Source organism: Leclercia sp. EC_58 (assembly GCF_019584355.1).
Lineage (GTDB): Bacteria > Pseudomonadota > Gammaproteobacteria > Enterobacterales > Enterobacteriaceae > Enterobacter.
Map to the genome: position 1 here is coordinate 2075505 of NZ_VDAM01000001.1, position 12337 is coordinate 2087841.

11 protein-coding genes and 1 pseudogene are annotated in these 12337 nt (G+C 57.7%); 8 read left to right on the top strand and 4 right to left on the bottom strand.

What is annotated here, in order from left to right:
* On the bottom strand, positions 1–810 hold the full coding sequence (proC, locus tag FHC51_RS10095; protein ID WP_114387805.1) for a pyrroline-5-carboxylate reductase: 810 nt from the start codon (positions 808–810) through the stop codon (positions 1–3).
* Between the two features lie 149 nt (positions 811–959).
* Here proC and FHC51_RS10100 point away from each other — a divergent pair, with 149 nt between their 5' ends.
* The 5 genes and pseudogenes from FHC51_RS10100 to ppnP all read left to right on the top strand — a co-directional run bounded on the left by FHC51_RS10100 (position 960) and on the right by ppnP (position 3720).
* On the top strand, positions 960–1418 hold the full coding sequence (locus FHC51_RS10100) for a YaiI/YqxD family protein (RefSeq protein ID WP_103178438.1): 459 nt from the start codon (positions 960–962) through the stop codon (positions 1416–1418).
* 272 nt (positions 1419–1690) lie between these two features.
* Positions 1691–2215 (top strand): shikimate kinase AroL, encoded by a 525-nt coding sequence (gene aroL / locus FHC51_RS10105; RefSeq protein ID WP_103178439.1) that lies wholly within the window; start codon positions 1691–1693, stop codon positions 2213–2215.
* Positions 2216–2266: 51 nt separating this feature from the next.
* Positions 2267–2459: pseudogene (yaiA, locus tag FHC51_RS10110) on the top strand (protein YaiA).
* Between the two features lie 226 nt (positions 2460–2685).
* A complete protein-coding gene (locus FHC51_RS10115) occupies positions 2686–3363 on the top strand; it encodes an AroM family protein (protein WP_220435441.1) in 678 nt (225 codons plus the stop codon).
* A 72-nt stretch (positions 3364–3435) separates the two neighbouring features.
* Positions 3436–3720: a pyrimidine/purine nucleoside phosphorylase gene (ppnP, locus tag FHC51_RS10120; RefSeq protein ID WP_103178442.1), complete on the top strand. Its 285-nt coding sequence runs from the start codon at positions 3436–3438 to the stop codon at positions 3718–3720.
* A gap of 44 nt (positions 3721–3764) precedes the next feature.
* On the opposite strand, the gene rdgC is transcribed toward ppnP, so the two are convergent.
* On the bottom strand, positions 3765–4676 hold the full coding sequence (rdgC, locus tag FHC51_RS10125) for a recombination-associated protein RdgC (protein WP_039031486.1): 912 nt from the start codon (positions 4674–4676) through the stop codon (positions 3765–3767).
* 124 nt (positions 4677–4800) lie between these two features.
* Between rdgC and mak the strand changes: the two genes are divergently transcribed.
* Positions 4801–5706: a fructokinase gene (mak, locus tag FHC51_RS10130; RefSeq protein ID WP_168192002.1), complete on the top strand. Its 906-nt coding sequence runs from the start codon at positions 4801–4803 to the stop codon at positions 5704–5706.
* A gap of 36 nt (positions 5707–5742) precedes the next feature.
* Here mak and sbcC read toward each other — a convergent pair whose 3' ends face one another.
* Both sbcC and sbcD read right to left on the bottom strand, forming a co-directional pair.
* Complete coding sequence (gene sbcC, locus FHC51_RS10135; protein WP_220435442.1) at positions 5743–8874, bottom strand: exonuclease subunit SbcC; 3132 nt, start codon at positions 8872–8874, stop codon at positions 5743–5745.
* On the bottom strand, positions 8871–10076 hold the full coding sequence (gene sbcD, locus FHC51_RS10140; RefSeq protein WP_156653984.1) for an exonuclease subunit SbcD: 1206 nt from the start codon (positions 10074–10076) through the stop codon (positions 8871–8873). Before sbcD ends, sbcC begins: the two co-directional genes overlap by 4 nt.
* Positions 10077–10270: 194 nt before the next feature.
* Between sbcD and phoB the strand changes: the two genes are divergently transcribed.
* Positions 10271–10960 carry a phosphate response regulator transcription factor PhoB gene (gene phoB, locus FHC51_RS10145; protein ID WP_039031479.1) on the top strand — a complete coding sequence of 230 codons (690 nt, stop codon included), beginning with the start codon at positions 10271–10273 and terminating at the stop codon, positions 10958–10960.
* Positions 10961–10981: 21 nt separating this feature from the next.
* Positions 10982–12277, top strand: a complete 1296-nt coding sequence (gene phoR / locus FHC51_RS10150) for a phosphate regulon sensor histidine kinase PhoR (protein WP_103178446.1) — start codon at positions 10982–10984, stop codon at positions 12275–12277.
* The last annotated feature ends 60 nt before the right edge of the window (positions 12278–12337 follow it).

Here is a 12337-nt window from a genome sequence, read left to right on the forward strand (position 1 = left end):
TCAGGATTTGCTCAGCAGCTCTGACTTTTCCATGCACTTGTTCATGGCTTCAATGACCGCTGCCCGGAAACCACGCTCCTCCAGCACCCGCACCGCTTCAATGGTTGTGCCGCCTGGAGAGCAGACCATATCTTTCAGCTCGCCCGGATGTTTGCCGGTTTCCAGCACCATTTTGGCAGAGCCCATTACCGCCTGCGCTGCAAATTTATAGGCCTGCGCGCGCGGCATCCCGCCCAACACAGCGGCATCTGCCATCGCTTCGATAAACATAAACACGTAGGCGGGTGCTGAACCGCTGACGCCTACCACCGGATGGATCATCGCCTCGGCAATCACTTCCGCTTCGCCGAAACAGCGGAAAATATTGACGACATCGGCAACCTCTTCGGCGGTCACCAGCGCGTTAGGGGTGATGGAGGTCATGCCCGCTTTTACCAGCGACGGCGTGTTAGGCATGGCGCGGACGATTTTACGATCATGGCCCAGTGCGCGCGCCAGCTGATCGAGGGTGATGCCTGCCGCGATAGAGACCACCAGCGTCTCTTTATTGAGGCTGGAGGTGATGTCGCTCAGGACTTTCACCATCATGTTCGGCTTCACTGCGCCGAAGACGATATCGGCTACCTGGGCCACTTCCTGGGCGCTTTGCGCGGCGTTTATCCCGTACTGGTCGTGCAGGGCGGCTACCTTATCCGGTGATGGGGTATAGACCCAAATCTGGCCAGGCTGCACCTGACCGCTGGCAATCAGACCGCCGAGAATGGCTTTGCCCATATTACCGCAGCCGATAAAACCGATTTTCTTCTCCATCACGTCCCTCTCTTAGGCTTTGTTATGATTGTGGAACTTTAGCCTATCGCGGTTTTTTACGCAGCATTAAAGCGTCGGCACCATCTGTGACTTTGCCTGGGGCGAAAAGCAGGCGACAATAGCCGCCTGTTCTATGCCGGAGAGAGAAGATGGCGATTTGGGTGGATGCCGATGCGTGTCCGAATGTGATTAAAGAGATCCTGTTTCGTGCTGCCGAGCGCGTACAGATGCCGCTGACGCTGGTGGCGAATCAGAACCTGCGCGTGCCGCCGTCCCGTTTTATCCGTTCCTTGCGCGTACCGGCCGGCTTTGATGTGGCCGATAATGAGATCGTACGCCTGTGCAGCGCGGACGATCTGGTGATCACCGCCGATATTCCGCTGGCGGCGGAGGTGCTGGAGAAAGGGGCCGCAGCGCTCAATCCGCGCGGCGAGCGTTATTCGCCAGCCACTATCCGTGAAAAGCTGACGATGCGTGATTTTATGGACACGATGCGCGCCAGCGGCGTGCAGACCGGCGGACCGGACAGCCTCTCCCAGCGCGACAGGCAGCAGTTCGCCGCTGAGCTGGACAAATGGCTGTTGGAAGTGAAGCGCCGCCAGGGGTAATCATCACTGCGTTAGTGGTTTTGGCCATTATTACCGCATTCCGGGGTTGTCAACGGCAGGTGGGTTCAGGTAAGGTGAGCGCACCGTTTAGTGCAATGATTTCTTTACAGAGTTTCCCCTTTTATCTCTGGGGTTGCCGGAAATGTCAGTTAAAAGTCACGCCTTGTGTAATAATTTTTTTACAGTAACGCGTGTACTAGCTTAATGGTATCATTGCACTCTTTTCGACTTCACGCACCGCATGCGCGCGGCATCAAAGGGAACACCTGGTCATGACCCAGCCTATTTTTTTAATTGGCCCCCGCGGCTGTGGCAAAACCACAGTCGGTCTTGAACTGGCTCGTCTGTGTCAGAGTGAATTTGTCGATACCGATCACTGGCTACAGACCCATGCCGGGCAAAGCATCGCCGAGATTGTTGAGCAGGAAGGGTGGGAGAGTTTTCGCGCCCGTGAAACAGCGACCCTCGAGGCGGTGACAGCAGGCTCCGGCATTATCGCCACCGGCGGCGGCATTATTTTGTCCGCTTACAACCGTCAGTTTATGCGTGAAAAGGGCCGGGTGATCTATCTTTGTGCCCCGGTTCCGGTGCTGGTCGGGCGTCTCGAAGCCTCTCCGGAAGAGGGACAGCGCCCAACCCTTACCGGCAAACCAATCAGCGAAGAGGTGAGCGCAGTGCTGGCGGAGCGTGACGCGCTCTATCGCGAAGCCGCTCACCACGTGGTGGATGCCTCCCTTCCTCCCGCGCAAGTGGTGCAAAATATCGTCGCTGCGCTTCATCTGGCATGCGCCAGCTAACTGATGTCTATACTGATAGTTCAGCCAACCTAATAAAATAAAGGATGAACTATGCCAACCAGACCTCCCTAATCCGCGTGAAGCCCGTATTGTTGCCGTTGAGAAAGGCGCAACGGGCAAGACTGTCACCTGGTATCAGCTGCGTGCTGACCACCCTAAACCGGATTCACTGATCAGTGAGCATGAAACGGAGCAGGAAGCGAAGGACGCGAAAGTGCGTTACGAAGATCCCGACAAAGCCTGAATTAAATCCGAATACGCTCAAAACCGTACCGTAATCACACTATTTAAAAAGCGTAAACATTAAACGGAGGGTAATGTTCAGGATTAACAGACACATTCTGTCAGGCACGTGAATCTTTACATTCCAGCCGTTGAATCTGCTGCTACGCTTTTCAGCACTTTTTTCTGAACAGCGAAGTGTGCCTGTATCTGTGTCACGGTAGTGAGTGTATAGAAAGGCGAGAACGATGAAGGCGACATTGGCGATCCTCACGATTGGGGTAGTCCCGGTAAGCGAAGTACTACCGCTCTTAACGGAGCATATTTCTGCGCAACAAATTACGCATCACAGTTTGCTCGGTACGCTGAGCCGGGAAGAGGTCATGGAAGACTACGCCCCTGAACCGGGCGAGGCGCAGTTGCCTACCCTGCTCAGCGACGGCGAGCTGGGAAACGTCTCGCTGCCGAAGATCGCGTGCGCCCTGCAAGGCGTGATCGAAGTGCTCGATAACCAGGGCTATGAGGTGATCCTGCTGATGAGCACCGCGCCCATCACTGGCCTCGTCGCCCGTAATGCGATTTTGCTTGAGCCGACGCGGATCATCCCGCCGCTGGTCGGATCGATTGTCGATGGCCATCAGGTGGGGGTGATCGTGCCGATCCCTGAGCTGATGGAGAACCAGTCCCGCAAATGGCAGTGCCTGGTTAAGGCACCGCTGCTCGCTGTCGCCAATCCTTTCTGGGACAGCGAAGAGAAACTGATCGACGCCGGGCGCGATCTGCTGGCCCGCGGCGCAGATGTCCTGATGCTTGATTGTCTTGGTTTTCATCAACATCACCGTGATTCACTGCAAAAACACCTGGACGTGCCGGTGCTGTTATCAAACGTGCTGGTGGCCCGGCTGGCCTCGGAATTGCTGGTCTGATGATTTTGCGTGACAGGTACGGAGTGTCACCCCTATATTGGATTGACAACCAACGACAATAAGGACCAGTCCATGCTTCAGACTAATGAATACTTTTCCGGTAAAGTGAAGTCCATCGGTTTTACCAGCAGCATTACTGGCCGCGCCAGTGTTGGCGTAATGGAAGAGGGGGAGTACGCTTTCGGTACCGCGCAGCCAGAAGAGATGACCGTGGTAAGCGGCTCGCTCAAAGTGTTACTGCCGGGGGAGACGGAGTGGAAAGTCTATAACCCGGGCGATGTTTTCAACGTGCCAGGCCACAGCGAATTCCATCTGCAGGTTGCGGAACCTGCCTCTTATCTGTGTCGTTATCTGTAAAAAAAGAGCCGGGTTAACCCGGCTCCGATCTCTGGTATGAAGCATTAACGCTGTGCTTCGCCGCCCAATCCTTCCACTACGCTCTTAATCAACGCCGCCAGCTCACCCGTCATCAGAATGAAGTCAGCATCAAAACGCTGGGCATAGTCGTCCCGGTCGATATCGTCGTTCTGATCGCGCAGTTCGTCGGAAAACTTCAGGCGCTTGATCGAGCCATCGTCACACATCATGAACTGAATGCGCTGCTGCCAGTCGAGGGCCAGTTTGGTCACCAGCTTGCCGGCTTCGATATGTACGGCGATCTCATCGCTGACCAGCTCCTGCTTCTTGGCGCGGATCACGCCCCCATCTTCCAGGATCGCTTTCAGCTCGGCTTCGTCGAGAAGCTGGAAGCCCTGCGGGACGTTGTTGCCGCGTACCCACTCGGTGAGGGTCAGCTCGATCGGGTTTTCCATCGTCAGCGGCACCACCGGCAGCGAACCGAGGCTTTTACGCAGCAACGCCAGAGTATCTTCTGCTTTTTTGGCGCTGGCGCAGTCGACCATAATCAGGCCGTTAACGGTGTCGATCCACATCATTGTCTGGCTGAAGCGGCTAAAGGCACGCGGCAGCAGGGAGTGCAGCACTTCGTCTTTCAGCGAATCTTTCTCGGTTTTTTTCAGCTTACGGCCCTGTTCGGCTTCCAGCTTAAAAATTTTGGCTTCCAGCGCCTGCTTCACCACTGGCGTCGGAAGGATCTTCTCTTCCTTACGCGCGCAGATGATGATTTGACCATTGGTGGTGTGGGTCAGCGCATCGCTCTGTGATCCCATAGGCGGAACCCATCCGGTTTTGGCCATATCTTGGCTGCCACACGGAGTAAATGCGTAAAGGTCTAACTGTTTTTCCATCTCGTCTGCACGCAGTTCGATATCGCGGCTGAGACGGTAAACCATCAAATTTTTGAACCACAGCATGATAATTTCCACGGTCTTGTCGTTTAATTCAGCGGGCATGATAGCGAATTGTCGCATCGCTTGCATTGCTAATCGGGTAGCAGGCTTCTACTCTGTTGATAATCAAAATAATGAGGAACGTTCTGTGCGAATTGGTATTGATCTCGGCGGCACGAAAACAGAAGTCATTGCCCTTGGCGAGCAGGGGGAGCAGCTGTTCCGCCATCGCCTGCCTACCCCGCGTGACGACTACCGGCAGACCATTGAAACCATCGCTACTCTGGTGGAGATGGCCGAAAAGGCCACCGGCCAGACCGGCACGGTGGGCATGGGCATTCCGGGTTCGATTTCGCCCTATACCGGCGTGGTAAAAAATGCGAACTCCACCTGGCTCAACGGCCAGCCTTTTGACCGCGATTTAAGCCAGCGCCTGAACCGTGAAGTCCGGTTGGCGAACGACGCCAACTGCCTGGCGGTGTCAGAGGCTATCGACGGCGCCGCGGCGGGAGCACAGACCGTATTTGCGGTGATCATCGGTACCGGCTGCGGCGCAGGCGTGGCCTTTGGCGGCCGCGCCCATATTGGCGGCAACGGCACGGCTGGCGAGTGGGGGCACAATCCACTGCCGTGGATGGATGAAGACGAACTGAAGTACCGCGCTGAAGTGCCGTGCTACTGCGGCAAACAGGGCTGTATCGAGACCTTTATCTCCGGCACCGGCTTCGCCACCGATTACCGTCGTCTGAGTGGGCATCCGCTAAAAGGCAACGAGATCATGCGGCTGGTGGAAGAGCAGGACGCCGTCGCGGAGCTGGCGCTCAGCCGCTATGAAATGCGGCTGGCGAAGTCGCTGGCGCACGTGGTGAACATTCTCGACCCGGATGTGATCGTCCTGGGCGGCGGCATGAGCAACGTTGACCGTCTCTATAGCACCGTTCCCCAGCTGGTGAAGCAGTGGGTGTTTGGCGGCGAATGCGAAACCCCGATCCGTAAAGCGGTGCACGGCGACTCCAGCGGCGTACGCGGCGCGGCCTGGCTGTGGCCAAACTGACAGGGCAAAAGCCGGGTGACGCGTAGCGCTCCCGGCTTACAAAACAGCAAACTCTTTATCCAGCCTACTGTACCCCAGCCCATTAATCTTCTTCACTTTGATCTGCACCGGGATGCGCTCCTTCATCGCCTCGACGTGGCTGATCACGCCAATGGTTTTGCCGCTGGCATTCAGCGCATCCAGCGCGTCCAGGGCGGTATCCAGCGTTTCGCTGTCCAGGGTGCCGAAGCCCTCGTCGAGGAACAGCGAGTCAATTTGCGTTTTGTGGCTCACCAGGTCGGAAAGCGCCAGTGCCAGCGCCAGGCTTACCAGGAAACTTTCGCCGCCGGAGAGGGTGCGGGTATCGCGCACGGCATCCGCCTGCCAGGTATCCATCACCTCCAGCTCCAGCGCGTCGCTGGCCTTGCGTTGTAGCAGATAGCGGCCATGCAGACGCATCAGCTGCTGGTTGGCGAGCCATACCAGGTTGTCGAGGGTTAAGCCCTGGGCAAACTTACGGAAGCGATCCCCCTCTTTGGAACCGATCAGCGCGTTAAGATACCCCCAGTCATCCGCCAGACGGGCCGCCTCCTCAATTTGCTGCATCAGTGCCTGCTGGTGCTGGCGATTGTCGCTGTCCTGCTTGAGCTGCTGGCGGATCTCTCCCTGGCGGGTGGTATTTTCCCGCAGTTTCAGGCCGAGCTGCTGAAGCTGTTCCTGCAGAGCCGGCGCGTCCGTCGTCAGGCCTGCCGGACGTTGTTCCAGATGTTCGTTCAGTCGTTGTCCGGCCTGCTGAAGCAGGGCCGTGGTCTGCTGGATCTGACTCTCCAGCGTCTGTTTCAACTGCTCCAGACGCCGAACCGTATCGCCATCCAGCAGGGCCGCCAGAAACGCCTCCCGATCGCTAAAGATGCTGGCAGCCAGCGCGGCGGCAAACTGCGCCTGCGATTGTTGTAAGCGTTCGCTTTCCAGCGTGTACTGCTGCTGTAGCGTGGTGAGCTGGCTTTGCAGAGAGACGCACTCAGTATGGATGTCGCGCCAGTTATCCGGGATCGCACTTTCCGCCTGGGTGGAATCCGTTGCCGGAAGGATATCCAGCAGCGGTGCCAGGGCGGTAATGCGCTCCCGCAGGGCGCTGTGCTGAGACTGCCGCTCTTGCCAGGCCTGCGACTCTTTTTCCCGTTCCGCAAGCCAGGCCGACTCGTTACCGTCCTCCGGCGCCGCCAGCGACAGGGCGTGAAGCGTTTGCGCCATAGCCGTGCGCGTCGCCAGAAGCTGCTGCTGATAAAGCTGGAGCTGGGCTTCCTCTTCGCTCAGCTGGCTTTGCAGGGTCAGGCGCTGGCTCAGCTGGTAAAGCTGCTGTTCGTACTGCTCCTGTTTAGCCAGCCACGAGGCGATATCGTCCTGAATGTTCAACTGCACAGAGAGGGTTGCACACACCGCATTCCACTCTTTAGTGAGCGCTTGCTCATCCTGAGAGAGCGTCTGCGCTTCGCTTGTTTCGCGCTGAAGCTGGCTGTTTAGCGCATTTACTTGCCCCAGAACCAGCAGGCCTTCCTCTTTGAGTGCGGCGACCTCCTTTTCCATCGCATCCCGGCGGCGCTGGTTTCCGGTGAGAGCCAGGGCCTGATACTGGGCAATGGCCGGATGTTCGGTAGAGCCGCAGAGCAGGCAGGGCTTTCCGGCCTCCAGTTCCGCCCGGTAGCTCTCCAGCTTCTTAATCTTCTCTTCCTGCTCACATAAGGTTTTGAGATCGAGATAGTGCTGGTTTTTCTCTTTGTACTGCTGGCGGCGCAATGTCAGGGTTTCGTTCAGTTTTGCCAGCTCGGCCTGGGCCTTTTGCACGCTTTCGCTATTCTGCCGCAATCGCTGTTGCAGGGGTTGATAGCGGGCATGCAGGGTGGTCAGGCGCTGACGTGCCGCGCGGGACTGCGACTGCTGTGCCATCTCGGTGGCGGTCTGCTCTGCGGTAAGCGTCAGAGCGCTCTCCGGTAATCCCGCCAGCTTCTGGCGTAACGCCGTGATACGGCCGGTCAGCGTCGCGATCTGGGTTTTATCGCGATTAAGCTGGGTGAAGTGGGCGCGCCAGCCTGCAATCTCCTGGCCCCACTGGCGGAAGCGGTCGTGGTCGGTAAGCCACTGGGTGAGTGTAGTTAGCTCGGTTTGCAGCCTGTCGTGCGTGCGTAGCGCCCCGTTACGAATACCTGAACGCAGCGCCGTCCTGGACTGTAAGCGAGTATTCACATCCAGCATCTGCTGTTCCGTCTGCGAAAGCTGGGCAAGCTGCTCCTGCTGCCGCTCCCAGTGCGGGCGCAGCAGGGCCGCAGGCTGGGCCAGATGCAGTTTTTCCAGCTCGGGCGTGGCGTCCGTCAGGGCCTGCTGCGCCTGCTGCTGCGCGGCCTTCGACCGCTGTTGCTCCTGCACCAGCTCATCGTGGCGGGTAAGCCATTGATAATCTTTCTGGAGTTCCTGCTGCTGTGCCAGCAGTTGCGCTTCTTCGTCAGTAAGTACCTGCAAACCTTGCTGAAGCTGCTGTAGCTGCTCTTCGCTGAGCAACACCACGCCAGCAGCCTGGGCCTGGCGCTTCTCCAGCTCGCTGCGTGCCGCCTTATGTTTTTCAAACACCATGGCGGAGATCTGGCCGTAGATTTCCGTGCCGGTCAGTTCCTCCAGCAGTTCGGCGCGCTCTTTCGGTTTGGCGTTCAGAAAGGCGGCGAATTGCCCCTGGGATAAGAGCATCGAGCGGGTAAAGCGGTCATAGTCCAGCCCGGTCAGAGAGGCAACCAGCTCCAGCTTGTCCTTCACTTTATCTGCGAGGATCTTACCGTCCTTGCACTGGGCGAGCTCCACGCGGGGCACCTGCAGGTTGCCGTCCGGCTGGTTGCGCGCCCGGTTCTGGCTCCAGAATGCACGGTAAGCTACCCCTTTGACTTCAAATTCCACCTCGGCAAGGCACTCAGCGGTGTCGCGGGTCATCAGATCGTTTTGCGATTGCGAGACCGTATTCAGACGCGGCGTCTCGTGGTACAGCGCCAGGCAGATGGCATCCAGCAGGGTGGTTTTACCCGCGCCGGTTGGGCCGGTGATGGCAAACAGGCCATTGCTGAGGAAGGGCTCGGCGGTAAAGTCGATTTTCCATTCGCCCTTGAGCGAGTTAAGGTTTTTCAGGCGCAGGCTGAGAATTTTCATGCCTCATCCTCCTCATTGCTGAGGGCGTGGATCGTGTGGCTGAACAGCTCGTTTAGCCGGGCCCGCTGGGTATCATCCAGGGTTTCCTGGGCGAGTCGGCGCTCAAAAACCTCCTCAACCCGCAGCTCGCTGAGGGTTTCACGCAGGTTGCTGGCAAGGCTTCTCTCGCGCTGCTCGCGACTGCGCCGCACCAGCAGGACCTCTACCGGCAGATCGTCCGTCAGCTGCTGGATCTTACGCTGCATATCGTGCAGGTACTCCTCGGTGGTGAGTTCGATATCCAGCCAGACGGGAGGCGTCTGCTCCACGCCGCGCCACTGCTCAAGCTGAGCGGTAATGGCCGCCAGATCGCCCTTCAGCACCGCCAGCGGTTGGGTAATGGGCACCTCAAGCGATTCGACACTGCTGAGCTTGCCCTGGTCGAAACTCACCAGATGGACGCATTTACTTTTGCCGGTTTCATCAAAACTGAGGGGAATAGGGGAGCCGCAGTAGCGGATATGTTCGCAACCGCCAATCATCTGCGCCCGGTGGATATGGCCCAGCGCAATATAGTCAGCGGCCGGGAAATGTTGCGCGGGAAACGCATCCAGCGTACCGATATAGATGTCACGTACCGCGTCACTTTTACTGGCGCCGACGGTGGTGAGATGCCCCGTGGCGATAATCGGCAGTACGCTGTCGCCGCGAAGCGCGCAGGCCTGGGTATATTGCTCGGCATAATAGTGGGTAATGGCCTGCAACAGCTGCTGCTGTTTCTCCAGCCCGGAGAGACCCGCCTGGCTTCGCACCACGTCCCGGGGGCGTAAAAACGGGATCGGGCAGAGTACCGCGCCGGGGGTGCCGTCGCGTCGGGTCAGAATTTGCGGCCCATGTCCGGCGCTGGCGACCACGGTGGTGTTGAGAAACGCCAGAATCTCACGGGATTCGTTCAGCGTGGCGACGGAATCATGGTTGCCGGCCACAATCACCAGATGGCAGCCGGTTTTTTGCAGATTGACCACGAAACGGTTATAGAGCTCGCGCGCGTAGCTGGGCGGCGAGCCGGTATCAAAAATATCCCCGGCCACGAGGATGGCATCCACGTCATGCGATTGCGCCATCTCAAGCAGCCAGTTGAGAAACGCTTCATGTTCGGCGGCGCGGCTTTTGCTGTAAAAATTTTGTCCCAGATGCCAGTCCGAGGTGTGAAGTATGCGCATAACAGATCCGTGGCAAAAAATGGTTAGCGGGATTATAAACTTTCAGGGGGAGGAAGATAACCGCTACAATCGGGGCTGCCATAAAACAACGGCTTGCCTTTATGAGCGGGCGCGTTTTTCATAAATCTGTCATAAATCTGACGCATAATGACGCCGTATTACAAACATGTAACCTTAATAAGACAGGGCTAAGTATGGCGAGACGTATTCTGGTCGTAGAAGATGAAGCACCCATTCGCGAAATGGTCTGTTTCGTGCTCGAACAAAATGGCTTTCAACCGATAGAGGCCGAAGATTACGACAGCGCGGTGAACCAGCTCAACGAACCCTGGCCCGATCTGATCCTGCTCGACTGGATGCTGCCCGGCGGCTCTGGTCTGCAATTCATCAAACATATTAAACGTGAAGCGTTAACCCGCGATATTCCGGTGATGATGTTAACGGCCCGCGGCGAAGAGGAAGATCGCGTTCGCGGTCTGGAGACCGGCGCGGATGACTACATTACCAAACCGTTTTCCCCGAAAGAGCTGGTGGCGCGCATTAAAGCCGTCATGCGCCGTATTTCACCGATGGCGGTGGAAGAGGTGATTGAGATGCAGGGGCTGAGTCTGGACCCTACCTCGCACCGCGTAATGACCGGTGAAAATCCCCTCGATATGGGACCAACGGAATTCAAACTGTTGCACTTTTTCATGACCCACCCGGAACGCGTCTACAGCCGCGAGCAGTTGCTCAACAATGTCTGGGGCACTAACGTCTATGTTGAAGATCGCACGGTTGATGTTCATATCCGCCGTTTGCGCAAGGCCCTGGAAACCAGCGGTCACGATCGCATGGTGCAGACCGTCCGCGGCACGGGTTATCGTTTCTCAACCCGTTTCTGAACAATGACAGGAGTGTGACGCGTGCTGGAACGGCTGTCATGGAAAAGGCTCTGTTTTGAACTGATACTCTGCTGTATTCCGGCCCTGATCCTCGGGGCCGTAATCGGTTATTTACCCTGGTTTTTACTGGCGGCAGTCACCGGACTGCTCATCTGGCACTTCTGGAATCTGCTCCGCCTCTCATGGTGGCTATGGGTTGACAGAAGTATGACCCCACCGCCAGGAAGCGGCAGCTGGGAACCCCTCCTGTATGGCCTGCACCAGATGCAGATGCGTAATAAAAAACGCCGACGCGAGCTGGGCAGCCTGATCAAACGCTTTCGCAGCGGCGCCGAATCGCTGCCGGATGCGGTGGTGTTGACCACCGAAGAGGGAGCGATGTTCTGGTGTAACGGACTGGCGCAGCAGTTGCTGGGCCTGCGCTGGCCGGATGATAACGGGCAGAACATCCTCAACCTCCTGCGTTATCCGGAGTTTGCGCAGTATCTGAAGAAACGCGATTTTACCCGCCCGCACAATCTGGTCATGAACAACGGTCGCCATCTGGAGATCCGCGTGATGCCCTACAGCGACCAGCAGTGGCTGATGGTGGCGCGGGATGTGACCCAAATGCACCAGCTTGAAGGGGCGCGGCGCAATTTCTTCGCCAACGTCAGCCACGAGCTGCGCACCCCGCTGACGGTATTGCAGGGCTATCTGGAGATGATGCAGGAGCAGACGCTGGAAGGCGCGCCGCGGGAAAAAGCGCTGCACACCATGCGTGAGCAGACGCAGCGCATGGAAGGGCTGGTGAAACAGCTGCTGACCCTCTCGCGCATTGAGGCGGCGCCAACCCTGGCGCTGAATGAAACCATCGACGTGCCGATGATGCTGCGAATGCTGGAGCGCGAAGCGCAGACCTTAAGCCAGCAGCAGCACCAGCTCACCTTCGAGGTGGATAACAGCCTCAAAGTACGCGGCAGTACCGACGAGCTGCGCAGCGCCATCTCTAACCTGGTCTATAACGCGGTGAATCATACCCCGCCTGGCACCCACATCACCGTGCGCTGGCAGCATGCGCCAACGGGAGCGGAGTTCAGCGTGGAAGACGATGGTCCCGGTATCGGCCCGGAGCATATTCCGCGTCTTACCGAGCGTTTTTACCGGGTGGATAAGGCGCGCTCCCGGCAGACAGGGGGCAGTGGTCTGGGGCTGGCGATCGTGAAACACGCCATTAATCACCACGACAGCCGCCTGGATATCGTCAGTACGCCGGGGAAAAGTACGCGTTTTAGCTTTGTGATCCCGGAACGTTTGATTGCCAGTAACAGCGCCTGACGGCGTCACTGTAATCAGAAATTGCCACAGGCCAGCCAATGCTGGCCTGTTTGCTTTGCA